25 protein-coding genes are annotated in these 24,004 nt (G+C 66.5%); 11 read left to right on the forward strand and 14 right to left on the reverse strand.

Annotated elements, in window-relative coordinates; genetic code table 11:
- Window positions 1-68: 68 nt before the first annotated feature.
- Entirely contained in the window at window positions 69-2,663 is a 2,595-nt protein-coding gene (locus tag AC5RWT_RS06235; RefSeq protein ID WP_494079574.1) for an ATP-dependent Clp protease ATP-binding subunit, read from the reverse strand.
- 261 nt (window positions 2,664-2,924) lie between these two features.
- On the opposite strand from AC5RWT_RS06235, the gene AC5RWT_RS06240 reads away from it, so the two are divergent.
- Genes AC5RWT_RS06240 through AC5RWT_RS06250 form a run of 3 tightly spaced genes read left to right on the forward strand, consistent with a single transcriptional unit; the run spans window position 2,925 to window position 5,025 of the window.
- On the forward strand, window positions 2,925-3,245 hold the full coding sequence (locus AC5RWT_RS06240) for a hypothetical protein (protein WP_494079575.1): 321 nt from the start codon (window positions 2,925-2,927) through the stop codon (window positions 3,243-3,245).
- 57 nt (window positions 3,246-3,302) lie between these two features.
- Window positions 3,303-3,722 (forward strand): LexA family protein, encoded by a 420-nt coding sequence (locus AC5RWT_RS06245; protein ID WP_494079576.1) that lies wholly within the window; start codon window positions 3,303-3,305, stop codon window positions 3,720-3,722.
- Complete coding sequence (locus tag AC5RWT_RS06250) at window positions 3,715-5,025, forward strand: Y-family DNA polymerase (RefSeq protein WP_494079577.1); 1,311 nt, start codon at window positions 3,715-3,717, stop codon at window positions 5,023-5,025. Before AC5RWT_RS06245 ends, AC5RWT_RS06250 begins: the two co-directional genes overlap by 8 nt.
- A 3-nt stretch (window positions 5,026-5,028) precedes the next feature.
- On the opposite strand, the gene AC5RWT_RS06255 is transcribed toward AC5RWT_RS06250, so the two are convergent.
- From AC5RWT_RS06255 to AC5RWT_RS06275, 5 genes are all read right to left on the reverse strand, one after another.
- Window positions 5,029-5,574, reverse strand: coding sequence for a hypothetical protein (locus AC5RWT_RS06255; RefSeq protein ID WP_494079578.1), 546 nt, complete (start codon window positions 5,572-5,574; stop codon window positions 5,029-5,031).
- 376 nt (window positions 5,575-5,950) lie between these two features.
- Entirely contained in the window at window positions 5,951-6,163 is a 213-nt protein-coding gene (locus AC5RWT_RS06260) for a hypothetical protein (protein WP_494079579.1), read from the reverse strand.
- Window positions 6,164-6,226: 63 nt separating this feature from the next.
- A complete protein-coding gene (locus tag AC5RWT_RS06265; protein WP_494079580.1) occupies window positions 6,227-6,661 on the reverse strand; it encodes a hypothetical protein in 435 nt (144 codons plus the stop codon).
- A gap of 47 nt (window positions 6,662-6,708) precedes the next feature.
- Window positions 6,709-6,921 (reverse strand): hypothetical protein, encoded by a 213-nt coding sequence (locus AC5RWT_RS06270; RefSeq protein WP_494045121.1) that lies wholly within the window; start codon window positions 6,919-6,921, stop codon window positions 6,709-6,711.
- 79 nt (window positions 6,922-7,000) lie between these two features.
- Complete coding sequence (locus AC5RWT_RS06275) at window positions 7,001-8,071, reverse strand: NAD-dependent epimerase/dehydratase family protein (protein ID WP_494045120.1); 1,071 nt, start codon at window positions 8,069-8,071, stop codon at window positions 7,001-7,003.
- Between the two features lie 345 nt (window positions 8,072-8,416).
- Between AC5RWT_RS06275 and AC5RWT_RS06280 the strand changes: the two genes are divergently transcribed.
- On the forward strand, window positions 8,417-9,853 hold the full coding sequence (locus AC5RWT_RS06280) for an aldehyde dehydrogenase family protein (RefSeq protein ID WP_494079581.1): 1,437 nt from the start codon (window positions 8,417-8,419) through the stop codon (window positions 9,851-9,853).
- 157 nt (window positions 9,854-10,010) lie between these two features.
- Here the strand turns inward: AC5RWT_RS06280 and AC5RWT_RS06285 are convergent, their stop codons facing one another.
- On the reverse strand, window positions 10,011-11,660 hold the full coding sequence (locus AC5RWT_RS06285) for a catalase (RefSeq protein ID WP_494079637.1): 1,650 nt from the start codon (window positions 11,658-11,660) through the stop codon (window positions 10,011-10,013).
- A 475-nt stretch (window positions 11,661-12,135) separates the two neighbouring features.
- A complete protein-coding gene (locus AC5RWT_RS06290) occupies window positions 12,136-13,362 on the reverse strand; it encodes an MFS transporter (protein WP_494079582.1) in 1,227 nt (408 codons plus the stop codon).
- Between the two features lie 225 nt (window positions 13,363-13,587).
- Between AC5RWT_RS06290 and AC5RWT_RS06295 the strand changes: the two genes are divergently transcribed.
- Window positions 13,588-14,067: a TetR family transcriptional regulator gene (locus AC5RWT_RS06295; RefSeq protein WP_494045117.1), complete on the forward strand. Its 480-nt coding sequence runs from the start codon at window positions 13,588-13,590 to the stop codon at window positions 14,065-14,067.
- Between the two features lie 54 nt (window positions 14,068-14,121).
- Here AC5RWT_RS06295 and AC5RWT_RS06300 read toward each other — a convergent pair whose 3' ends face one another.
- A complete protein-coding gene (locus AC5RWT_RS06300; RefSeq protein ID WP_494079583.1) occupies window positions 14,122-14,484 on the reverse strand; it encodes an iron chaperone in 363 nt (120 codons plus the stop codon).
- A 77-nt stretch (window positions 14,485-14,561) separates the two neighbouring features.
- Window positions 14,562-15,497, reverse strand: a complete 936-nt coding sequence (locus tag AC5RWT_RS06305; protein WP_494079638.1) for an NADP-dependent oxidoreductase — start codon at window positions 15,495-15,497, stop codon at window positions 14,562-14,564.
- A gap of 500 nt (window positions 15,498-15,997) precedes the next feature.
- Between AC5RWT_RS06305 and AC5RWT_RS06310 the strand changes: the two genes are divergently transcribed.
- Window positions 15,998-16,624, forward strand: a complete 627-nt coding sequence (locus AC5RWT_RS06310) for a malonic semialdehyde reductase (RefSeq protein ID WP_494079584.1) — start codon at window positions 15,998-16,000, stop codon at window positions 16,622-16,624.
- Between the two features lie 220 nt (window positions 16,625-16,844).
- Here AC5RWT_RS06310 and AC5RWT_RS06315 read toward each other — a convergent pair whose 3' ends face one another.
- Both AC5RWT_RS06315 and AC5RWT_RS06320 read right to left on the reverse strand, forming a co-directional pair.
- Window positions 16,845-17,678, reverse strand: coding sequence for a hydroxymethylpyrimidine/phosphomethylpyrimidine kinase (locus tag AC5RWT_RS06315; protein WP_494079585.1), 834 nt, complete (start codon window positions 17,676-17,678; stop codon window positions 16,845-16,847).
- Between the two features lie 95 nt (window positions 17,679-17,773).
- On the reverse strand, window positions 17,774-18,226 hold the full coding sequence (locus AC5RWT_RS06320; RefSeq protein ID WP_494079586.1) for a hypothetical protein: 453 nt from the start codon (window positions 18,224-18,226) through the stop codon (window positions 17,774-17,776).
- A gap of 165 nt (window positions 18,227-18,391) precedes the next feature.
- On the opposite strand from AC5RWT_RS06320, the gene AC5RWT_RS06325 reads away from it, so the two are divergent.
- Entirely contained in the window at window positions 18,392-19,102 is a 711-nt protein-coding gene (locus AC5RWT_RS06325) for a queuosine precursor transporter (RefSeq protein WP_494079587.1), read from the forward strand.
- On the opposite strand, the gene AC5RWT_RS06330 is transcribed toward AC5RWT_RS06325, so the two are convergent.
- Complete coding sequence (locus AC5RWT_RS06330; RefSeq protein ID WP_494045111.1) at window positions 19,066-19,305, reverse strand: hypothetical protein; 240 nt, start codon at window positions 19,303-19,305, stop codon at window positions 19,066-19,068. The two genes, AC5RWT_RS06325 and AC5RWT_RS06330, sit on opposite strands and share 37 nt — an antisense overlap.
- A gap of 314 nt (window positions 19,306-19,619) precedes the next feature.
- Between AC5RWT_RS06330 and AC5RWT_RS06335 the strand changes: the two genes are divergently transcribed.
- The 3 genes from AC5RWT_RS06335 (at window position 19,620) to AC5RWT_RS06345 (ending at window position 21,264) form a co-directional block, all read left to right on the forward strand.
- Window positions 19,620-20,333, forward strand: a complete 714-nt coding sequence (locus AC5RWT_RS06335) for a TetR/AcrR family transcriptional regulator C-terminal domain-containing protein (protein ID WP_494079588.1) — start codon at window positions 19,620-19,622, stop codon at window positions 20,331-20,333.
- Window positions 20,334-20,542: 209 nt separating this feature from the next.
- Window positions 20,543-20,944 carry a GNAT family N-acetyltransferase gene (locus AC5RWT_RS06340; protein WP_494045109.1) on the forward strand — a complete coding sequence of 134 codons (402 nt, stop codon included), beginning with the start codon at window positions 20,543-20,545 and terminating at the stop codon, window positions 20,942-20,944.
- Window positions 20,941-21,264, forward strand: a complete 324-nt coding sequence (locus tag AC5RWT_RS06345) for a hypothetical protein (protein ID WP_494045108.1) — start codon at window positions 20,941-20,943, stop codon at window positions 21,262-21,264. Before AC5RWT_RS06340 ends, AC5RWT_RS06345 begins: the two co-directional genes overlap by 4 nt.
- 86 nt (window positions 21,265-21,350) lie before the next feature.
- Here AC5RWT_RS06345 and tgt read toward each other — a convergent pair whose 3' ends face one another.
- The gene (gene tgt, locus AC5RWT_RS06350; protein WP_494079589.1) at window positions 21,351-22,610 is read right to left on the reverse strand and encodes a tRNA guanosine(34) transglycosylase Tgt; all 1,260 of its coding nucleotides are present in this window, start codon (window positions 22,608-22,610) and stop codon (window positions 21,351-21,353) included.
- A gap of 303 nt (window positions 22,611-22,913) precedes the next feature.
- On the opposite strand from tgt, the gene AC5RWT_RS06355 reads away from it, so the two are divergent.
- Window positions 22,914-23,972, forward strand: coding sequence for an FUSC family protein (locus AC5RWT_RS06355; protein WP_494079590.1), 1,059 nt, complete (start codon window positions 22,914-22,916; stop codon window positions 23,970-23,972).
- Window positions 23,973-24,004: the final 32 nt, after the last annotated feature.

The raw sequence follows: 24,004 nt of genomic DNA on the forward strand, positions 1-24,004 counted from the left end.
GCTCCGTCGACCACCTGCTCGAAGGAGTGCCCCGCCCTCTGGTTGCGCGGAACCGGGTTCCGGGCCGGCTATGCGGCGGCGGCCCTGCTGTCGGCCGTCACGGAGAGTCCGTCCTCTCCGGCGGTCACGCTGATCCGGCCGCCGTCGGCCACCGCCTCGGCCACCAGCAGGTCCGCAATCCGGTCGTCCAGTTCGCGCTGGATCACGCGGCGCAGCGGCCGGGCTCCGTATTCCGGTTCGTAGCCGGCCTCGGCGATCCAGTCCACTGCGTCCTCGTCCACGGCCAGCGAGATGCCCTGGGCTGCCAGCCGGGCCTCGGACCGGCGCAGCTGCAGCCGCACAATGGAGCGTAGTTGCTCCTTCTCCAGCTTGCGGAACAGCACAATCTCGTCGATCCGGTTCAGGAACTCCGGCCGCATGGCCTCGCGCAGCCGGCCCATCACCCGGGCGCGCAGGTCCTGCTCGGAGGCGAAGCCGTCCACGCCGTTATTGGAGATGAAACCCAACGCCCCGCCCTTGCTGGCCAGGAATTCCGAGCCGAGGTTGGAGGTCATGATCACCACGGTGTTGCGGAAGTCCACGGTGCGGCCCTGCCCATCGGTGAGGCGTCCGTCGTCGAGCACCTGCAGCAGCAGGTTGAACACGTCCGGGTGCGCCTTCTCCACCTCATCCAGCAGCACCACCGAGTACGGGCGCCGGCGGACCCGCTCGGTCAGCTGGCCGGCCTCGCCGTAGCCAACGTAGCCCGGAGGGGCGCCGACCAGCCGGGAGACGGTGTGGCGCTCGCCATATTCACTCATGTCGAAGCGCACCATGGCGTTCTCGTCACCGAACAGCGACTCCGCCAGAGCCTTGGCCAGCTCGGTCTTTCCCACCCCGGTGGGGCCCAGGAACAGGAAGCTGCCGACCGGCCGGCCCTCATCACCCATGCCCGTGCGGTTGCGCCGCACGGACTTGGCGATGGCGGTCACCGCATCGTCCTGCCCGATCACCCGGGCGTGCAGATCCTCCTCCAGGCGGGCCAGCCGCTGCCGGTCGCCCTGAGTCAGCCGGGCGGCCGGAATGCCGGTGGCGCGGGCAATGATTTCGGCAATCCCCGCCTCGCCCACCACGTCGGAGGGTACGACGCCGAGGCGCGCCCCGCCGTCGTTGTCTTCCGTGGCGGGGGTGGCTGGCTTGGCTGCAGAATCGATCGTGGCCTTCAGCTCTTCGATTTCATCGCGCAGCGAGGACGCATCCTCGTAGCGTTCCTCCGCAACGGCGGCGTTCTTGGCCAACTCCAGCTTCGCCAGCTGTCCGCGCAGCGCCTCCACGTCCACGCGGGGGCCGCGGCGCAGGCTCAGCCGGGCGCCGGCCTGGTCGATCAGGTCGATCGCCTTGTCCGGCAGGAAACGGTCGGTGATGTAGCGCGAGGACATTTCGACGGCGGCGCGGACGGCTCCGTCGGTGTAGGTCACCTGGTGGTGCTCCTCATAGCGGTCCTTCAGCCCGGCCAGGATCTGCACGGCGTCCTCGATCGAGGGCTCGCCCACCATCACCGGCTGGAACCGGCGCCCTAGGGCCGGATCCTTTTCCACCGTGCGGTATTCGCCCAGTGTGGTGGCGCCGACCACGTGCAGCTCGCCGCGGGCCAGCCGGGGCTTGAGGATGTTGCCGGCGTCCATGCCGCCCTCGCCGCCTCCGCCGGCGCCGACCACGGTATGCAGTTCGTCGATGAAGACGATCAGCTCGCCGCCAGCGGCACTGATCTCGTCCATGGTCTTGGTCAGCCGTTCCTCGAAGTCGCCGCGGTATTTGGTGCCGGCCAGCATGCCGGGCAGGTCCAGCGACACCACGCGCTTGCCGCGCAGTTGCTCCGGAACGTCGCCGTCCACGATCGCCTGGGCCAGTCCCTCGACGATGGCGGTCTTGCCGACCCCGGCCTCGCCGATCAGGACCGGGTTGTTCTTGGTTCGGCGGGCCAGGATCTCGACGGTTTGCGCGATCTCGTCGGCGCGGCCGATCACCGGGTCCAGTTGGTTCTCGCGGGCCCGTGCGGTCAGGTCCAGGCCGAACTGGTCCAGCATGGGCGTCGCCGAATGGGAGTCCTGTTGCTGTGGGGCGCCGGAGCTTGCGCCAGGGCCGGCCTGGGTCTGGGCCGCTTCTGCCGCGTTGGCCTGCTGCAGCGCCTGCGGGGTGACGCCGGTGCCGGCCAGGATCTGGCCGGCCGCGGTCTCCTGGTTCAGGACGAAGGCGGCGAAGAGATGCTCCGGGTCAATGTAGGTGGAACCGAAGGCCCGGGCCACTTGGTGCGCATCCAGCAGCGCGCGCTGCGCCGACGGGGTCAGGGACGGCGCCTCGCTGATGGGATCGCCCTTTTCCGGCAGGCTCTGCTCGGCGGCGCGGACGATGTCCTGGGGATCGGCGCCGGTGAGCTTAATCTGGCCGGCAGCAGGTTCCTGTTCAGCCATCACGCGCAGAATGTGCAGCGCGTCCACTTCCGTGTGGCCGAGACCTGCCGCGAACGCGGAGGCCTGTGCCAGCACCTCGTGGGTGCGGCGGCTGAGCAGCCGGGTGAGGTCGACGGTGCGGCGCGACTGGGCCGCGCGCTGGCCCTGCAGGTAGCGGACCAGGAACTCGTCGAATGATCCGTTGCCGGATGCGGGTCCGAAGAACAGTGGCATGGATGATCCTCCTGTGGACTTGAGTGCCTCTGGCTCATGTTAACGCTTCATGTCGAAGATTATTCCACAGCTTCGAAAAACTTGAGCCGAGGTCGCTCATATCCGTGAGATGAATTCCGGCAGTCCATACAGGAGCGGACTTCTTTCGTCCGTTCACGAGGAACCGCGCCCGACGGCACCTGTCCTGCACCTGTGGATAGTCCGCCAGGGCTGCTGGGTGCGGGGCTACCGTTGCTTCCACCATCGAGGAAAGGAGCGGAAATGGGACATGAACGTGAGGAAAACCGAAAGCGGATGGCGGAGTTGAAGGAGTTGCTCAACGAAGGCGGCCCGCGGCTCGAAGCCTATCTGAAGGAGGAAGTCAAAAAAGCTGTCGAAGTCGCCTGGGCGGAGATGGACTGCGCCGCCCAAGAGGTCGGCAAAACGCTCGCTCGGGCGTGCAGGGCTGGCCTGTCTGTCAAGGAAATCCAAGGTCTGCTCGACGAACTGTCCCATGACGCAAAATCGTCGGCCGGCCGCTTTCCGGTCGGCGTGCGGATGAACATCAAAAATGTTCCCGGCCCTCACCAGGGGGCGGCCTGACCGGTCGCCCGGTGCTAACCTTGTCTTCGAAGGTTTGTTCGAAGATGGGGGCATGTCATGTTCGGTCTGGAGCGGCCTTCCGGCGCGACATCTGGCCCGGAACTGGGCAGCGGGACACCCGAGGACGCGCGTGGCTTTCCGTCCCCGGCCCGAGACTACTTCCACGGCGGCATCGACCTGAACCGGCACCTGATCAAGGACCGCACCAGTACGTTCGTCATGCGCGTGGCCGGTAACTCGATGGCGGCGGCTGGAATTTGTGACGGCGACGAGCTGATTGTGGATCGCTCGCTGGCGCCGCGCGACGGATCGGTGGTGATCGCCGTGCTGGACGGAGAGTTGGTGGTGCGCCGCCTGCAACTGGCCGCTGATGGTGTGCGCCTGCAGACGGACGACGGCGGTGTGCCCACCGAGGTAGGCGAACTGGGTGACCTGAGCATCTGGGGCGTGGCGACGCGCTGCCTGCACCATGTCTAGCGGCGGATTCACCGCAGCCTCGAAGCATCTTCGTGAACGGATAGCGCTGGTGGACGTCAATAACTTCTATGTCTCCTGCGAGCGGGTGTTCGATCCGTCGCTCGAGGGGCGCCCGGTCGTCGTGCTGTCCAACAATGACGGCTGCGTGGTCGCGCGCTCGGAGGAAGCCAAACAGCTGGGGCTGAAGACCGGTACGCCGTGGTTCCAAGTGGCACCACGCGCCAAGGCCTGGGGGCTGGTGGCGAAATCCAGCAATTACGAGTTGTACGGAGACCTGAGCGCCCGGGTAATGGAAGTGCTGGGCCGGTTCGGAGCCTGGCAGGAGGTGTACTCGATCGACGAGTCCTTCCTAGGCCTGCCCGGGGATGAGCCGCAGCTTCGCGAGACGGCTGGCCGGATCCGGGCCGCGGTAGTCCGACAGGTGGGCGTTCCGGTATCCGTCGGCGTGGCCGGGACCAAGACGCTGGCAAAGTTCGCCAACCACGTTGCCAAACGGAACCCACAGATGGCCGGCGTCTGCTCTCTGGGTTCCATGCCCGCGGCGGACATCGAATGGATCCAGTCGCGCGTTCCCGTGACCGGTCTGTGGGGCGTGGGCGCGCGGACCGGGAAGCGGCTGAACGCCATCGGGATCGAGTCGATCGCCGATTTGAAGGCCGCGGATCCACAGATGATCCGCAAGAAGTTTTCCGTGGTGCTGCAGCGGACGGTGCTGGAACTGAACGGGACGGCCTGCATCCCCCATGCCGAGGAACGGGCCGACAAGCAGCAGATCATGTTCTCGCGCAGCTTCTCCACACCGGTGACCACGCTGGAGGAGATGGACCAGGTGATGGCTGTCTACGCCCAGCGCGGCGCGGCCCGGATGGCTGCCGAGGGACTGCGCGCCTCGGTATTGACGGTGACGGCGGGGACCAGCAGGTTCGCCGGCGGAGAGGCGTCGTTTCCAGCAGCCAGTGTCCACCTTCCGGCGCCCACCCAAGATCCGATCCAGCTGACCAAGGCCGCGGTGGCCGCCATGCGCGGCTGCCTCATTCCCGGCGCCCACTATGTCCGGGCAGGTGTGCTGCTGTCCGGGCTGGAACCGGCTGCCGGCCAGGAGGCCTTCGACCCGTTCGTGAGCGACTTGGACCAGCGGAACATCGGCGACCTGCTCGGTGCCGTCCGGTCCAAGTTCGGCGAAGCCGCCATTGGGCTCGGCCAAGGCGGGCTGGCAGCGCCGGCGGCGTGGTCCATGAAACGCGAATTCTCCTCGCCGCGCTACACCACCGAGTGGGCAGAGCTTCCCGTGGTTAAGGCGTAGGCATTAGCTGCCGTAGGCGGGGCCCGGCCGCAGCGGCGGCACGCGTGTGTGGCAGATGCTTTCGAACGCGGCGGGGTCGGTTAGCTGGATGGGTAAGACGACTGCGGCGGCATGCCGGGGACGCTCTGGCCGCGCCAGCAGCGTCAAGGAAACGCAAGACGGCGCCCCGACGAAGGCCGCTTCGCGGGCCAGCGCCCACCAGCCGTCGTCGTGATGGGAAATGCCCAGCAGTTGCCGCATCTCCGGCACCCGGAGCCAAGCCAGGGGCGTTGTCCCTTCGGCGGGCCCGCCGCCAACGGCGTCCAGATGTTGCCCGTCGGCTCCGGTGGCCAGCATCCCCACGAGAAGAGGTTCGCTGGGGACCACCCGGGTCAGTAAGCCGATCCAGATGGCTTCTCCGTCCGGGGAAGGGACTGTCAGGCCCTCGGAGCCGGCACAGAACGGCAAAGCACCCAGACTGGCAGGGGCGGCGTAAACAATGCCGTGGTCGGGGTAACGGTAGCGCTGAAACGAGACCGACAAATGCGGTGTCAGCTTGTACTCAAACACCGCGCTTTATCCACATCGCTGCCGCCCGCTGCGCCGACACGGCCGCCGGCGCCGTCAAGAAGGATGAGAAAGTTCGTGGCCACGGCCCACGCTTCTATCGGCAGTTTCGAGCACCTCGTTATACGAGGGGCGCCTCCGCAAACGAGGCGTGGCATCGGTTTAGTCCTGCCGGCGTTACTGTGGCGTTACTCTCGATCCGAATCGCCTCACCCGGCGCGCCGGCCAACAAGTGCTAGTTGCCCACGGCCCGCACTGCAAAGGCATGAGGAGGACGACGTCTCACCAGCATGAATTTGCTTCAGGGCGGGGTATATCGGTGAGGGCAGGGCCCATGGACCCTGCCCTCACCGATATACCCCGCCCTCGCGGGAACCGCTCAGTCGCTGGGGCTGGTGTCCGTGGTGAGGCCGCGGTCGTCCTGCTCTTGCCGGTCCTTCTCTTCAGCCGGCCCGGCCGGTGCGCTCATGTCCTTTGTGTCCCCAGGCTTTGCCGCGGGATCAGTTTGCGGTGCCTTTTCTTCGGGGACGCCCGGCTCCGCCGAAGGGTCCTCTTGGCCGCGCGGCGTTTTGTCCTCGTTGGTTTCGGTCATGCCATGTCCTTCCCTCAATGGCGTGTGGGGTCCGGCTCCGGCCGCTGGCTGCGTTCCGAGGAGTCAGACTCCGGGTCCGGGCGGGCGCAGGTCATCACTGCCGCCGGTGGCAGGCCGGCCCGGCATGGCGCCTCCCTCATCCGTCCAGTCCTGTCCGGTTTGATCGTTGAGAGCCGGATCGGAGAGGGTATCGCCGACGGTGGTCCCGGTGGTCGTGGTCCCGGTGGAGGTCCCGCCGCCGTCTTTCCCATGCTTTCCGGGCAACTTGGACGCCGCCGCAGAGCCTGCCTTCTTGGCCGCCTCGGTGAGTTGCTCAGCGACTCCCGGAGCTTTGTCCTTGACCGCGTCCGTTGCTTCGTGGACCTTGTCCTGCACGGCTGGGTTTTGCCATAGCTCTTGGCTCTTAGTCTTCAGCGATTCATAAGCTGACCGCCCCGACTTTGAGCCCATGACGAATCCAAGGGCCATACCGGCGCCGAACATGAGTTTCCCTTTCACAGGGTGCTCCTTTCATACGGTGGGTGATTGAGGTGTTGCCTGGGGGCCTAGGGGAACGGGACGTTGGGGGTATCGGCTTCGCCATCGTGGTCCTTGTCGCCGTAGGCCTTCTTGGCCAAATCTTCGGCCAGCTTTTCGTCGCCGTGGACCGGGATGTGGGCTTCATGGACGTCATTATCGTCCTTCTCGCCTGCGCCAGCAGGCTGGGCTTCGCCTTCCAGATCGTCGGGCTGTTGGCGGGGATTCTCGTTCTGGTCCATCAGGTCCTCCTTCTCGAGTGTGTCGTTCTGGGGAGCGGACCGGGCACCACGTTCTTCGTGCGGCGCCCTGTGGCTCAGACTACGCGCCGGTCCGCGGTTCCGCACTGGTCCAGCGGCTTCGCGGGCGCATGGCCGGTGATTCCGGAACGCCTCCTGCCGCCGCCATACCGTGCAGCACCTCCCGGATCGCCGAGACCGAATCAACCCGCGGATTCCATCCGAGTTCCGTCCTCGCGCGGTTGGTGTCCATCACCGGCGCGGCGCGGGCCATGTCCACCCATCCCGGGTCGCTGGCCAGCAGCCGGACCGACCACGCCGCACCCACCAGCAACCTGACAAGCGGTACGGGGACGGGCAGCCAGCGTCGGGCCCCAAACAGGCCAGCGACCAGCCCGGGCGTCATGACCGGCTCGGCGGCCACGTTGAAGGCACCCCGCGCGCCTTGATCCAGCACGCGCCAGTAGGCGTCCGCCACGTCATCTGAGTGCAGCGCCTGGAAGACGAACTCCTCCGGAAACGGGAACAGCGGCAACCGCAGCCGGTTGACAAAGAACTTCGGAATCCACGGCCCCACAAAGTAGCGGCCAATCTGGCTGCCGGCCTTGGCCTGGAAGATCAGGCCCGGCCGCAACCGCGCCACCTTGATCTCCGGGTGGTCATCGGCAAACTGGTCCAGCAGCTCTTCCTGTTGACCCTTGAACCGGCTGTAGTGCGAAGTGGCGATGCCGCGGGCCGGCCAGTCTTCGTTAACGCGGGAGTCTTTCGGCCCTGGGCTGTACGCGCCTACCGACGACGCACACACCACATGCCCGACGCCGGCGTTGACGGCGGCGGCGAGCACATTGGATGTGCCGTCCACGTTCACTCGGCGCATCTGCTCTTCGTCGTGGTTCGGCTGCAGCAGCCAAGCGAGATGGACGACGGCGTCGCACGCCTTGAAAGCCTCGGCGAGCCGCTGGCGCGCATCCCCCGCGGCGACGTCCAGCGCAACCCAGGTGACGCCGTCGTACGGTGCTTGCGTGGCATCCGGCACGCGCCGGGCAATCCCGACTATTTCCAGATCATCCGCACGTTCGCTCTGTGCGGCATGCAGGCGCCGCAAAAGCGCTGTTCCCACGTTTCCGCTGGCTCCGACCACCGCAATTCGCATGCTCCCGACGCTACCGCCGATGCCGGGGCTTGGCGAGGGCTGGGAATGGGCAGGGGCTGTGGGAGCAGGTGCATGTTTCGGTGGGACCCAGGGCGTCACTGCAGGTCAGCGCGTTGTTTTTCCCGAACGTTGAACGTGATCCGTTGAAGTTGCACCTCTTTGTTTGCCGGCAGGGGGAGGGGGATCGGGTTTGTTTGCCGGCAGGGGGGATCGGGGCAGGCCTTGGCGCGGCCGATCCGGAAGCTGTGCGCTCAGCGTCAAGTCCTCGGCGCGCAAAGTCTACGGAGCCGCGCCGGGTCTGCGGCAAGCTGGAGCCAGTTGTCGTCACAACCGGGAGGAAAAACCATGACCACCGAGACCACTGTCGAAGGTACTTTCGCTTCAGCTGCGGATTTGCTCGCAGCAATCCAGCCGGCCGAGGGCGGGCGGGAGATCAAGGATCCGGCCACCGGTGAGTTGGTCGGCCGGGTGGCCGAGCCGGGTGTTGCCGAGCTGGATGCCGCGGTCGAGGCCGCCCGCCGGGTGCAGCCGGAGTGGGCCGGGCGCGGCCACGCCGGGCGCAGCGAGTACCTGAACCTGGCCGCCGACGCAGTGGAGGCGAACGCGGAGGCGCTGGCCGAGCTGCTTTCGCGCGAGCAGGGCAAGCCGCTGAACGGGCCGAACGCCCGGTTCGAGGTCGGCGCGTGCGCGGGCTGGCTGCGCGCCACCGCCGCGTTCGAACTGGAGCCGGAGACGTTGGTGGAGGAAGACGGCAACCACGCCGAGCTGCACTACCGGCCGCTGGGCGTGGTGGGCGCGATCGGGCCGTGGAACTGGCCGATGATGATCAGCATCTGGCAGCTGGCTCCGTCGCTGCGGATGGGCAACACCGTGGTGATGAAGCCCTCCGAGTACACGCCGCTGTCCGTGCTGGCGCTGGCCGAGGTCCTCAACACCGTGCTGCCGGCGGACGTGCTGCACGTGGTGCCGGGCGGCCGCGAGGTGGGCGAGGCGCTCTCCGCGCATCACGGCATCGACAAGGTCATGTTCACCGGTTCCACCGCCACCGGCAAGGCCATCATCCGCTCCTCCGCGGACACGGTGAAGCGGCTGACGCTGGAATTGGGCGGCAATGACGCCGGTATTGTGCTGCCGGATACCGACCCGAAGGCCGCCGCACAGGATCTGTTCTGGGGCGCGTTCATCAACACCGGCCAGACCTGCGCGGCGCTGAAGCGGCTGTATGTGCATGAGGACATCTACGACGACGTGTGCGCCGCGCTGACCGAGGTCGCCGAGCAGATGCCGATGGGCGTCGGGCTGGACGAGAACAACGTGCTGGGCCCGCTGCAAAACAAGGCCCAGTACGACATCGTCGCGAAGCTGGTGCAGGCGGCGAAGGATTCCGGCGCCCGCGTGCTCACCGGCGGCAATCCGGAGGAGGGCCAGGCCGGCTACTTCTACCCGGCCACGCTGGTGGCGGACATCGACAACGACAACCCGCTGGTAGCCGAGGAACAGTTCGGCCCGGCGCTGCCGATCATCAAGTACTCCACCGTCGACGAGGCAGTGGCGATGGCCAACGGGCTGAAGGTCGGCCTGGGCGCCTCGGTCTGGTCCTCCGACCCGGCCGCCGCCCGCGAGGTCGCTGCCCGGATCGAGGCCGGCACGGTCTGGATCAACAAGCACGGCGCGATCGATCCGCGCGTCCCGTTCGGCGGGGCCAAGCAGTCCGGCTACGGACTGGAGTTCGGCGTCGAAGGCCTCAAGCAGCTCGGCTCCCCGCAGGTCATCGCCGGCTAACTACAGCAGCTGGCAACAAAGCAGGCCCGGACGGAAGCAATCCGTCCGGGCCTGATCCGTGGGCAGACGAGGTCGGCCCCCGCCTCCCTTGGCGGCCTCGCAGGCAGGACAACGACGGCGGGGAGCCACGCCGTCGTTATTCTGCGTCCGGTACCAATTAACGGTCCACCCCCATGCGCTCGTTGGGCACGCAGTGCGTCATGGTGACGCCGGAGACGTCGCGCGGTCCGTTCTTGCCCAGGTTCGCCATCCACGCCTGCTCCGCTTCGGAGAGGTTTTGGCTGGCCAGCGGCCCCAGGTCCTTCACCTCGTCCAGCCCAATGCCGATGCCGTCCCCCACGCGCTCGCCGAGCTCGTCGGCAATCATGTAGAGATGCCAGAGCATGCGCTCCTGGACCTGCCGGTCGCACTGGGACAGCGCGTCCGTCAGGTTGGTCATCAGGTCCTCGCGCTCCCAGTCCTGCTGCAGGTAGAACCGCTGGCCGGCCTGTAGGTAGTCGTTGGTGCGCTCGATCCGCTCGCGGGTCAGCCGCCCACTGATCTCCGGGCCGTACGCGTGGTGGTAGCCCTCGTCCTTGGCCGCCTCCTGCACGCCGCCGGTGATGCTCGGTTCGTAATTAACGTGCGGGTTCTGGCCCTGGGCGGTGTCCACCATGTAGGCCATCTGCCCGTCCCGCTGGTTGGTGGCCACCGGCGCCTTCGGGCTGTTGACCGGCAGCTGCAGGTAGTTGGGGCCCACCCGGTGCCGCTGGGTGTCGCTGTAGGAGAACGTGCGGCCCACCAGCATCTTGTCATCGGAGAAGTCCAGGCCGTCCACCAGCACGCCGGTGCCGAACGCGATCTGCTCGTTCTCGGCGAAGAAGTTCTGCGCGTTGCGGTCCAGCACCATCCGGCCCACGGCCCGGGGCGGGAACTGCTCTTCCGGCCACACCTTGGTGTCGTCCAGCGGGTCGAAATCGAGTTCGGGATGCTCGTCGTCGGACATCATCTGCACCTGCAGTTCCCACTCGGGGAAGTTGCCCGCCTCGATGGCGTCGTAGAGGTCCTTGGTGTGCGAGCCCAAGGTGTGCGCCTGCACGTTCGCGGCGTCCTCGGCGGTCAGCGACTTCACGCCCTGCTTGGGCAGCCAGTGGTACTTGACCAGCACCGTCTCGCCGGCGGCATTGACCCACTTGTACGTGTTCACGCCGAAGCCCTGCATGTGCCGGTAGTCGGCCGGCACGCCGCGCGGGCTGAAGACCAGCATCACCATGTGCATGGACTCGGGCGACTGGCTGAAGAAGTCCATCGCGCGGTTCGGCACGGACGCCTGGAAGTGCACCGGATCCGGCTTCTGGGAGTGGATGAAGTCGGGGAACTTGATCGCATCGCGGATGAAGAAGACGCCCAGGTTGTTGCCCACCAGGTCCCAATTGCCGTCCTCGGTGTAGATCTTGACTGCGAATCCGCGCGGGTCGCGGGCCACCTCGGAGGAATCGCGGCCGCCGGCCACGGTAGAGAAGCGGATGGCGAGGTCGGAGCGCTTGCCGGCTTCCTCGAACAGCTTGGCGCGGGTGAAGTTGGCGATCGGCTCATCGCCCCACTTGCCGTAGGCCTCGAAGTAGCCGAAGGCCGTGGTGCCGCGGGCGTGTACCACCCGCTCCGGGATGCGCTCGCGGTCGAAGTGGCTCATCTTCTCCAGGAACTGGTAGTTCTCCAGGGTGGCCGGGCCGCGGGCGCCGATGGTTCGGGTGTTCTGGTTGTCGTAGACCTTGTGGCCCTGCCGATTGGTCAGGGGCTGGTCCGGGGAATTGGCCGCGTCGGTCATCACTGATCACTCCTAGGGGAAAGGTGTGTGCCGGTTGCCGTTTTCCACCTTCCTCCTCGGCCGGGCCATGGGCAAGAGTTCGACGGCTGCTTGAGGGTGGCTGTCTGAAGCACCGGGAAGCAGCGGGAAGCAGCGGGAAGCAGCCGCTTCCGCGTGGCGAGGCGGTCGTTTACCCATGGGACGCTGGGGCCCCGGACGACTCTCGCTGAGGTGCAGGCTCAGCCCGTCAAACATGCGCCTGCCGTACGCTATACGCCACATTGCTTCCCGGCCTGACAGAAGGTATCCGCGTTTGCGGAGCTTTGGCCTCGGTCATCCCGTGCGTGCGGCTGTAAGCCGGCCCTTCCCGGAGCAATGTGGCGTATAGCGTACAGGCCTCTGGCCGCAGCGCGTCCGGGCGAGAGTGCTCTGCTTCCGTGCACCGAAGCAGCCGGCTTCCGCCGCCCTTAACTGCGGGCGAAGGTTCTGCCCGGAGTCAGCGGTGGGCGAAGTTGAGGCCCAGCCGTTTCTCGCTCAGGTACAGGCTCAGGCAGATCCCGAGCAGGGCGAACGTGCAGGTCATCCACCAGGTGGACTGCCAACCGCCGGTGACGGTGGCCAACCAGGCTACGATGGCCGGGCCCGTGAAGTTGCCGACGTTGAAGATCTGCTGCATCAGGCCCATCGCCGCCGGGGTCGAACCGTCCGGTGGTGCCAGATCCACGGCCATCCGCGTGAGCGTGGACGGGATCACCGCGCCCACCATGGAAAACACGGCCACGAAGGCGAATTGGATGGCCATGCCGCCGGGCACCGCGGACCAATCGACGGCGAAGGTGAGCACCGTCGTCGCGCCCATCAGGATGAAGGTGGGGATAAGCAGCATCCGGGGCGGGACGCCGCGCTGCAGCAGGGGAGCGGTGCCGATGGCGCCCACGGCATTGAGGCCGCCGACCACGGCGGAGAGGACGCCAGCCCAGATGCCGGTGACGCCGTTCTGGTGGTAGATGGTGGGCAGGAAGCCGACCACGGCCATCCACTGGACGGTATAGCAGCCGAACACCACTCCGGCGATCCAGGGTTTGGGGGACCGGACGGTGCGGCCGATCCGGCGGGTGGCGGCGGGCAGGCCGGAGCCGTCGCGCGGCGGGTCCTGCGGCACGAACTTCAGCACCAGCGGGATCGGCACCAGGGTCAGGGCGGCCATCAGCCACCACCAGACATGCCAGTTGGTGGCCTGCAGGATCAGCGCGCTCGCCACCAGTCCGGTGAAGGTGGCGAAGCCCTGGTAGGCGCTCCAGAAGCCGACGGCCATGTTCACTCGCGCCAGCGGGGTGTTCGTGCGGATCAGGCCGGGCGCCACCACGGTGGTCAGCAAGAACCCGGCGCCTTCCAACGCGCGGCAGGCCATCAGCACGACGGCGGAGTCGGCGAAGCCGCCGATGATCGAGCCGGCAATGAGCAGCCAGAGGCCGATTAGCAGGCAGCGCCGCGCGCCGATCATTTCCGCCAGCAGCGAGACGGCCAGTCCGCCCGCCATGCCGGCCACCTGCACCACGCCCAGCAGGACGCCCGCCTGTACCAAGGACATGCCGAGCTCGTGCTGGATGACGGGAATGGCAGTAGGCAGCTTCCAGATGTGCATGGCGGCGGTGACGCCCGCGAGTACGACGACGATCCACGCCGCATCTGCGCGCTGCTGTGTGACGCTCGGTGCGGCCATGTTGCTCCTTCGGCCCCGGTCAATTAGTTGCCTGTACAGACTAACTGCGGCGGGAAAGAAGGTGACGCGCGGCACGTAAGACAGGCTCCGGCGTCGTAATAGTTGACTCCGATCCGGGTCCGGACGTGTCCATCGGGGCGGGAAGTGAGGGGCCGCCGGCGGCGCGGCGGCTGTGGATAGACTGGCTAAGGCGGCAAACCCGCCGGGAACCATGAGAGGGGCAGCATGTTTGAACCTGGGGCGCCGATCGACGAGGTCGAGCGCGATGTCGAATCCATCATCATGGCTTTGGTGCACGAGCTGGGCGAGCGGGCTGACGCCGATCCAGAGCCGTTGGGCGCGGAGGAACGGGCCTACATCGCGGCGTTCTCCGACGCACGGGCAAACAACGACCGCAACCAGGCCGGCTTGTTGTCCACGGCGATCCAGCAGCCGAACCTGGCCGAATCACTGATCTACCTCAACCAGCGGCTGGACCGGCAGGACCTGGATCCGCGCGAGCCGGTGGGAATCCTGGGGATTATCGTCCGGCTGGCGATGGACGGGCTGTGGGTCTCCGACATCCTGGACAGCACTCGGTTCAAGCCCGCGGACCGCCGCCGGATCACGGACGTCCTCACCGGCATGACCTATCTGACCGACGAGCGGCTTATGGAACTGCTGGCCGAGCTGCAGCCGAAGGCACCGCGTACGGAGAAGGACTGAAGGTCCGGCGGCCCGTCAACGGCTGAAGGCACGCCGGCCCCGCCCACCCGCAGACTAAGCGTCAAATGCGCCCCGCTGGCGGGCCAATGCTATGACCACGCGCCTGATGAGGTCGTAGGGAATTGGTTTTCCCAGCGGAAACTTCAGCGTCCCCTTGGCTCCGGCATATGGTTCCATGTCATGCTCCAGGGCAGCGTCGGCTTGGGGCAGTGGGTAGAGCGAGACGTGGTGCTTCCATGCCGCGAAGTAGACGAGGTAGTGGCCCTCGAACATGATGGTCGGCATGCCGTAACTGATCTTCTCTTCGGACCCCGGTACGGCGCTGTGAATGGTCTGCCGGATCTCCCCCAGAATGATCTTGACGTCCTCCGGGAACGACGCGATGTATTCGTCGACGTTCGAAAACTTCTCCGCCATCTCTGATCCCGCCTTCTGTTCCCGCCCTACTGCTTCCGGCGCGCTGGTCCCGCCTTCTGCTTCCGGCGTGCTGCCGCTTACCCGGCGTGCTCCGCGAACGGCGTCAGCACAATCTTCCCGGAGACGTGGCCTTGCTGACTGTGCCGCATGGCGTCCGCGGCCTGGCCCATCGAAAAGGTGCGGTCAACATCCACGGTGAGCTTGCCGGCGTCGGCCAACTCGCTCAGCCGTGCGAGCTCGGAACCGACCGGACGCACCCAGATAAAGCGGCCGCCGTGTTCCGTCACCGCCGCATCGGCGATGGAAGCATGCCGTCCGCCGTTGCGCAGCACCGCCTGGGTGTCCTGTAAGACGCCGCCCACGAAGTCCGCCACCACGTCCACGCCCTGCGGCGCCAGTTCGCGCACGCGGTGCACCAGACCGGTGCCGTATTCCAGCCGCTCCGCGCCGAGTTCCCGCAGCCGCTGGTGGTGCTTCTCCGACGCCGTCGCGATGACCCGGAGACCGCGCTCGACGGCGAGTTGGATGGCGATGCGTCCGACCCCGCCGGATCCGTTGTGGATCAGCACGGTTTCGCCGGTGGACGGGGCCAAGGCGTCCAGGGTCCGCTGTGCCACCATGCCCGTGAGCGGCAAACCGGCCGCTTGTTCCCAGCTCAATGATTCCGGCTTCCGCGTCACCATGGAGACCGGCAGCGCCACGAACTCCGCATAGGTGCCGCCGGCGACCGTGTCCCGGCGGCCGTAAGCATACACTTCGTCGCCCGGCGATAATTCAGGGGTGTCCGGGCCGACTTGCTCCACCACGCCGGCAACGTCCCAGCCGGGGATCACCGGGAAGTGGACGTCCAGCATCCCGTCCAGCCCGCCGGACATCACCTTCCAGTCCACCGGGTTCACACTGGCGGCTTTCACCCGGATCAGCACCGTTCCCGGGGCTACCTTCGGCCGCGGAACTTCTAACTGCTCCAGCACCTCCGGGCCGCCGTAACGGGAGTAGGTCATCGCCTGCATGCTCTTGCCCAACGGGTACCGCCTTCCTGTTTCGGTCCACCCTAGTGGCGGGCGGCCGCGCTTTCCATGGGCCGCGGTATGGTGCCCGGCCCGCGTTGAGTCCCGCCCCGTGCCGTTTGCCCGGCACCTCGACGGATGGTCCAAGCGCAGTCCACGTCTTGCTCGGCCCGTGCCGCTGCCCAGACGGCCCCGTCGGTGCCGGCCCCCGCCCGTTTGCCCCGGCGGATCGACGACCGGTCCCAGACGCTGTCCACGTCTTGCGCGGCCCGAAATCGTTTCCGCAGGTCAGGGCCGTGCACGCCCGCAAAACATGGACAGATTCGGCTGAACATGGACAGCAGGAAAGTTCGGCCCAAAAGTTGAACGTGGACGGCAACCAAGGCACCCGGCCGCCCGCGCACCGCGGCCGTGTAGCGAATATCACCCCGCCGGGAGAAATTCCGGCGCGTGGCCACGGCGTTAACCCCAGCAGACACCACACCCCCAACCTGAGGAGTCACATGAGCGTCGAAACCGCTGAGGTCAATCTGGAGAACCAGTTGTCCGTGAGTCGCGAGGCCGCAGACCACCTGTTCCTGGAGGCCCGCACCGCGAACACCTTCTCCGCCGAGCCGGTCTCGGACGAGCAGCTCGCCGCGATTTATGAGCTGGCCAAGATGGGCCCGACCATGATGAACAACCAGCCGCTGCGCATTACTTGGGTCCGCTCGGCAGAAGCACGCGAGAAGCTCGCCGCCCGGATGGCCGAGGGCAACCGTGACAAGACCCTGACCGCGCCGATGGTCGCAGTGCTCAGCTACGACGCCGACTGGCACGAGCACTTCGGCTCGTTCTTCCCGCACGCGCCGGAGCGCAAGGAGATGTTCGACGGCAACGCGGAAATGCGCGCCGAAATCGCCAAGAACAACGCGTGGCTCCAGTCCGGATTCTTCATCATGGCCGTCCGCGCCGTGGGCCTGCACGCCGGCCCGATGGGTGGGTTCGACGCTGCCGGCATTGACGAAGACTTCAACGCCGGAACCAGCAATCACACGTTCATGGTGGTCAACATCGGCACTCCGGGCGAGAACGCCTGGTTCCCGCGGCTACCGCGTCTGGACGCTGAGACCGCCACCAAGACGGTCTGATTCCTTCCGTCTGAACCGCTGACGACGGCGGCGCCCACCCCGACGTGGCTTGCGAGCCTCCCGGGGTGGGCGCCGCCGTCGGGTGTTTAAGCCAAGCGCCGAGCACGTCGGACCTGTTAGGCGGCATGGATCAGGTATGGCCGCCCCGGCAAAGAGCCGGAATACGGCGACGGCGGCGTCCCGAGACCGGGGCGCCGCCGTCGCTCAAGATAGGGCCAGATCAGGAAAGCGTGGCGCCGCCCTGCCACAGGGCGTCGAACGGGGCGTTGGAGGAAACCCGGGCCTTGATGCCCTCGGTCACGAAGGCCTTGGCGGTCTTGGCAGCCTCCAGCGGTGTGGCGCCCTTGGCCAATTCGGCGGTCACCGCCGCGGCCAGGGAGCAACCGGCGCCGGAGACGGCCACTTCGCCGACCTTCGGCGCGGAGAGAACCTCCAAGGTGGCCCCGTCGTAGAACACGTCCACCGCGTCCGCGCCCGCCAACCGCACGCCGCCCTTGGCCAGCACGGCGGCGCCGGAGGCTTCGTGGATGATCTTGGCGGCTGCCTTCAGGTCCTCCACGTCGTTGATCGTGATGCCGGCCAGGGACTCGGCTTCGAAGTGGTTCGGGGTAACGAAGGTGGCCAGCGGCAGCATCTGGGCCTTGAGTGCCTGGTCGGTGTCCAGTGCGTGGCCGGGTTCCTGCCCCTTGCAGATCAGCACCGGGTCCAGCACCACGTTGTCCCACTGCTGGGTCTTCAGCGCCGCGGCGACCGTGTCGATCGTCTGTGGCGAGCCGAGCATGCCCAGTTTGACCGTCTTCAGCGAGCCTTCGTAGCAGGTCTGGATGGCTTCCAGTTGGTCCGCGATGACGCCGGCGTTCACCGGGACAAAGCGGTGGTTCCAGTTGTCCTTCGGGTCGAAGGAGACGATGCAGGTCAGGGCGGTGATGCCGTAGGTGCCCAGCGCCTGGAAGGTCTTCAGGTCGGCCTGCGCGCCTGCGCCGCCGGTGGCTTCGGAGCCGGCGATGGTCAGCGTGATGGCGGGCCGGGTGGCTTCGGTGGTGGAAACAGACATGCGCCCATTTTCCACCCGTCCCCCCTCGGTTCCTAATGACGACGGCGGTGCTCACCTCAGGGCGAACGTGCGGCCGCCTGCGGGGCCGGGCGCGGTCAGCGGATATCCATCATTTTCCACACGCTGAAACGGCCGAACGCCGCGGCCAGCCCGATCAGCGCCGCTAGTTCAAGCGTGCCCAGCGGGTCGCCGCTGGAGAGCGAGACCAGGATTAGGAAGGAGGCCGTGGTCATCACCAGGAAGAATGCCAGTACGTGCAGCCACTGGTTGGCCACCGGCCGGAGCAACAGGCCCAGCACAAAGGCGATCGGCGCCCCGATCACCAGCCCGACGCCGCCGGCATAGAGGCCCACGACCAGCGCCAAGAGCGAGGCCGACACCACTTGGGTCCAGGTGAGGGGGCCGCCCAGCAGGGCCAGTAATAAGGCGCCCAGCGCGAAAACGGAGATGGCCACCAGGAAACCCACCACAAAGGCCCCGAACCCGAACGTCACCCGGTGGCGCGGGTTGCTGTGCTCGAACTCGTCGAGCTCCGGTTCCTGGCTCATAAAGCAAGAATAGGGCGGCGGCCAAGGAACTGCCGGGCCGTGGGAGAATGGATGGCGGTCCGGGTGGCAGACGGACCCATTAGTGCTAATACAGCGGACGTTTCGTCAGGCACCACACGGTGCGAAGCGTTGCGCGAACCACTTCTATAAGGGTGAACCACCACAATGACTGAACTGCAATCCCGCACGCCTGCCCGCTTCGCCTCGATCGGCAGCCCCTATTTTGGCATCATGCTTGCCGTCATGGCCGTGGTCCTGATTCTGTCCAACATCGGCGCCGCCAAAGGCGTAGTCATCGGCCCGATTATCACCGACGGCGGATTTTTCCTCTTCCCGCTGGCCTACATTCTGGGCGACGTGATCAGCGAAGTGTACGGCTTCAAGGTGGCACGGAAGGCCATCATCACCACCTTCGCCCTGTCGGTCTTCGCCTCGCTTTGCTACTGGGTCATCATCGGGCTTCCCGGCTTTGACGACGAGTTCGGTCGGATGAAGCAGCAGGCCCTGGAGGGCGCGCTCGGCCCGGTGCCGTTGATTGTGCTCGCCAGCCTGCTGGGCTTCCTCGTTGGCCAGACCCTGAATTCCTGGGTGCTGGTGCGGATGAAGGAACGCTGGGGCGAACGCCGCTTGTGGGCGCGCCTGATGGGCTCCACCGGGGTCGGGGAATTCGCCGACACACTGATTTTCTGCTCGATTGCGGCCTCCATCATCGGCATCAACGACGTCCCCACGTTCGTCAACTACGTAGTGGTCGGTTTCGTCTACAAGACCTTGGTGGAGTTCCTCTTCGTCCCCGTCACCACGGCGGTGATCGGCTGGGTGAAGAGGCGTGAACCGTCCTACAATGCGCTGGCTTCGGATTCCTCCGCGGCCTGATCGTCGATGGCCAGTGTTGGGACGCGCTCGCTGAGCTCCGACGGCGACAAGTTCGCTGTCACGAGGATTTCCTCCGGTGCGGCTCCGGCCTTCAGGGCTATATCAATGGCAACGTCCAGATTCGTTTCAGCCTGGTCCATCTCTACCTGCAACCCCTCGACTGCTGCCGAAGCTGTCCAAACGTCCTTCAGGTGTTCTTCCATTTTGCTAACTTCCTATCTGGCCAGGACGAAGGTCCGTCTGCCCTAGCCGGACCTCTCCTCCCTCGGATGAAGGAACGAGTCCCGGATTCGCCAGCTTACAGTGTAAGGTCCGCGCTTGGCACCCCCAATCAGGCACTTTGCCGGGAATTTTCCAAACCTTCTCCAACAGCGCAAAAACCGCGGCCTGCAGCGGAAAACACGCACTGCCGGTGCTGGATTCGAACGGGGGAAGGCCTCTCGGCCACGGTTGGGTGGGAGGACAGCGGGAATCCCGGCGCGTAGGCTGGTGCGCAATCGCAGGAGGGGAGTGCTCAATGGTCGAGTCCGGAACGTCCGCATCGCCAGGCGGGGACCACCCCGGTGGCGACCGCCAGCGCCTGGACCGACAGCGGATTCTCGAGGCCGGTGCAATGTTCATCGAAGAGCATGGGGTCCGCCAATTGAGCATGCGGCGCCTGGGCGCCGAGCTCGAAGTCGAAGCCATGTCGCTGTACCGCTACGTGCCGTCGCGAGAGGACCTGCTCGACGGCATCGTGGAGTCGGTGGTCGACGAGTTGTACGGCGATCCGGAGGTGTACGTGGAGCCGCGCCATGGCTGGCAGGACTACCTTCTCCGGCTGGCCCATGGCCTGCGCCGGCTGGCGGTGAAGCATCCCCAAGTATTCCCGCTGATTGCCACACGGCCTGCCGAAGCCCCCTGGGTCCGGCCGCCGTTGCGGAGCCTGCGCTGGGTGGAGTCGTTCCTCAGGGCGATGACCAGTGCGGGGTTCAGCAACGAGCAGGCGGTCGAAGCCTACCGGGCCTTCAGCAGTTTCCTCATCGGCCACCTGTTGTTGGAAGTGGCTGCCCTCGGCGCCGACATCGGCCCGGTAGAAGACGCCGATCCTTCGCCTTCCCCGCAGGCGGACCTGACCGAGTACCCGCTCCTGCAGGAGCTGCAGGACCTGTTGTCGGAAGACCGGTCCAAGCAGGAGTTCGACGCAGCGCTTGATGCCCTGCTGGACAGGCTGGATAGCCAGCTCACGTGATAAGGGCTCGTCCCGGTTCTGTCAATGTTGTTCCTCCGGCCAGCTGAAATTCACCTGGCGACTTTGCAGAACGATACTAAGCATGCTTTGCTTACATCGTAAGCACGGTTACTGTTGTGGCTCCGGCCCGCTGGAGCCATGGTTTCGCAGCAGGTGGGCTGGCATCACAGGTGCAGCACTGCCGGGCTGCGCATGGATGAGGAGAACGCATGCAAGTTATACGCGACAACTACGGCGCATCACGCTTCGATGCCTACGTTGATGGTGAAGTGGCGGCGTCTCTGCAGTACAAGATCCAGGACGGCGAAATGTGGCTCCTCGAAATCGAAGAAGACCGGTGGCACCGCGGGCTGGGACTCGGCGAGGCCTTGGTGCGCCGGGCGCTGGCCGAGGCGCACCGGCGTCGGCTGCGCGTGTTGCCGTTCTGCTCGGAGGCCCGGCAGCAGGTCTTCGGCCATCCGGTCTTCCTGCAGTTGGTCCCGCAGGAGCAGCGCAGCCGATTCCACAAGTCCTGGGCGTTGGAGGGCAAATCCCGCGCCTCACGCCGCCGGCGTCGGGTTCCGGCGGCCGCCGTCCGCGCCTCGGTGGACTCGAAGGCGGGATCTCGATGAGCGGGAAGCTGGGCGTGACGGTGCGCGTCGACTTGGAATGCTCATCGGCGCATATTGACGTGCGCGGGCGGGTCGACGAGCGCAACGTCTTGGCGGTGTATTCACTCGCGAAGCGGGCAAATTCTTTGGCGGCAGGCCTGGAAGTGACCATAGATCTGCAGCATGCCTCGGTGGACGGCGCAGTCCTGTGGCACCTGCAGGCGTGCGCGGTTTCCGGGTTCCTGCCCGAGCATGCCGATCCGGCGCAGGCCGAATGCCGGCTGAAGATCCTGGCGCCCCTGGCGCAGGACGAGCGGGCCGACGTCGTGCTTGCCGCTTAGGCGGCAGGCCACACACACAGGCGGAAGGCCGCCGTCGTTATCTTTGGATACGACGGCGGCCTTCCGCCTGTGATGCTGCCGCAGGGTCAGGCGTAGTAGCGGCCCAGTACCTCTGCCTTGAAGTCGAAGAAGGAGCCGTCGTCGATGGCCAGCCGGGCGTCGTCGACCAGCTTCACGGTGAAGCGTTCGTTGTGGATGGAGATCAGCGTGTGGCTGACCATCTCGTTGGCCTTGAACAGGTGGTGGATGTAGGCACGGGTGTAGTTGGCGCAGGTGTAGCAGTCACAGCCGTCCACCAACGGCGTGAAGTCCAGTTTGAACCGGCGGTTGGACAGGTTTTTGCGGCCGTCCGGGGTGTAGAACGCCGAGTTGCGGGCCACGCGCGTGGGGGAGACGCAGTCGAAGGTGTCCGCGCCGTTCTCGATCGCGGTGAAGATGTCGTCCGGCTCGGAGATCCCCAGCAGGTGCCGCGGCTTGTCCTCGGGGAGCTCCTCGGTGCACCAGCGCACGATGGTGCCCAGGTTTTCCTTCTCCAGCGCGCCGCCGATGCCGAAGCCGTCGAAGTTCATCGCACCAAGGTCCCGGCAGGCCTTGCGCCGCAGGTCTTCGTATTGGGCGCCCTGGATCACACCGAACAGTGCCTGGTACGGGCGGTGCGCGCGCTCGTCGGTGAGCCGTTCGTGTTCCGTGACGCAGCGTTCGGCCCACAGTCGGGTGCGCTCCAGCGACTCCTCCTGGTAGCCGCGCGAGTTCATCAGCGTGGTCAGCTCGTCGAAGGCGAACATGATGTCCGCGCCCAGCTGGTGCTGCACCTGCATGGAGATTTCCGGTGTGAAGCGGTGCTTGTCGCCGTTGAGGTGGGACTTGAACCAGACGCCGTCGTCGTCCACATGGGCCAGCCGCTCCTTGCCGGGTGCCACTTGGTCATCCGAGCCGGTGCTGGCTGCGGCGGCGTCCATGTTGATGACCTTCTTGAACCCGGAGCCGAGGCTCATCACTTGGAAGCCGCCGGAGTCGGTGAAGGTGGGGCCGTCCCAATTCATGAACTTGCCCAAGCCGCCGGCTGCATCGAGCACCGCTGCGCCGGGCTGCAGGTACAGATGGTACGCGTTGGCCAGCAGCGCCTGCGCGCCGAGTTCCTTCATGGACTCGGGCAGCACCGCTTTGACCGTGGCTTTGGTGCCGACGGCGATGAACGCCGGGGTCTGGATCTCGCCGTGCGGCGTAGTGATGGTGCCGGTGCGGCCCTGGAACCCGCCGTCGTTCTCCTCGATTCGGGCAGGGGAGGGGCTGGCGGTGTTGGCGAGGCGGTTGCCGACGCGGAAGGAAAAATCAGACTGGGGCACTCCACCATTTTGCCTTACCCGGTGCACCGAATGGGCGCGTGTGCGCGGGCGGGCGGCGAAAGGCCGTGCGGCGTGTGGCATGGCGAACGCCGGCCTGTCGGGCCGCTCACAGAATGATGGTTGCCTCAAGCAAGCGAATTAGGGTGGAAGGGTTGCTCTTCAACCGCGAATGGTCCCTCGCCGCTCTGCCGCCCGGTCCGTACGCAGGGGGTCCCTGATCTTTCTCCCGGAGGGAATTGGGTGCCTCCGCTGGGTGATGGAGACGAGGCATCGTGGATAGTGTGGCAAGCGAAAGGCGGCAGCATGGTGACGGAGTACGTCCGCGAATTCTTTCGGGTAGGTCCGGCCCGCCAGGACCATATCGTGGCTACCCGCTGCGGCATCAGCGTCGGCCTGCCACTGCTCGCCCTGCTGGCGATGGGCCGGTTCGACCTGATGATTTTCGCCGCCTTCGGCGCCTTCACCGGCATCTATGGCCGGGGCGAGGCCCATGGCGTCAGGCTGCGGCATCAGGGCCAATTCGGCGTGCTGATCATGCTGGTCATGTTCCTCGGCGCCCTCACCGCCAGGGCCGATGCCGGACCCTGGGGGATCGTCTTCGGCACCACCGTGGTGGCCGGCCTGTGGTCGCTGGCGGTCAACTACTTCCAGCTGCGTCCGGCGGGTGTCATCTTCTTTACGTTCGGCTATGCGGCCATCGGTTCCATCACGCTGACCGCGCCGCTGTGGCAGGCCATGCTGACCGGCCTGGCAAGTGTGGTGCTGGCCATGCTGATCGGGATCAGCAGCCGCCTGGTGCCGGCCTGGCGCACGTCTATGGCGCCGCCGCCCAGGCCGCAGTTGACCCGCGAACACTGGCGGGAATTCGGCGTCGAGGCCGGCGCAAATGCGCTGGCGGCCCTGGCCGCCGGAACCTTGGCCACCGTGGTGGGGCTGGGCCATAACTACTGGGCGATGGTGGCTGCCGTGGCGCCGATCGCGGGCCCCAGCCTGGCCCAACGGGTGAAAAAGGGCGTCCACCGCATCCTGGGGACCTTTGCGGGCGTGGCGGTAGCCGGGCTGTTGCTGGCCCCGCGCCCGGAGCCCTGGGTCCTGGTCCTGATGGTGATCGTGCTGCAGTTCAGCGCGGAAATGTTCGTGCTGCGCCATTACGCGCTGGCGCTGATCTTCATCACGCCACTGGCCCTGATCATGACCGAGCTTGCCGCCCCCACCGATCCGCAGGAACTGATGGTGGACAGGGCGCTGCAGACGGCCGTTGGCGCCCTGGTGGGGATCAGTCTGGTGTATCTCATGCACCAGCGCACGCTCCGGGAGAAGAACCGGCGCCGGTTCCAGCGCCGGCAGCACGACGGGGCCTGATGCGCGGGTGGTTCCCGCCCGTCGGAGGAAAC

It is taken from the genome of Arthrobacter sp. Dra40 (assembly GCF_059091905.1).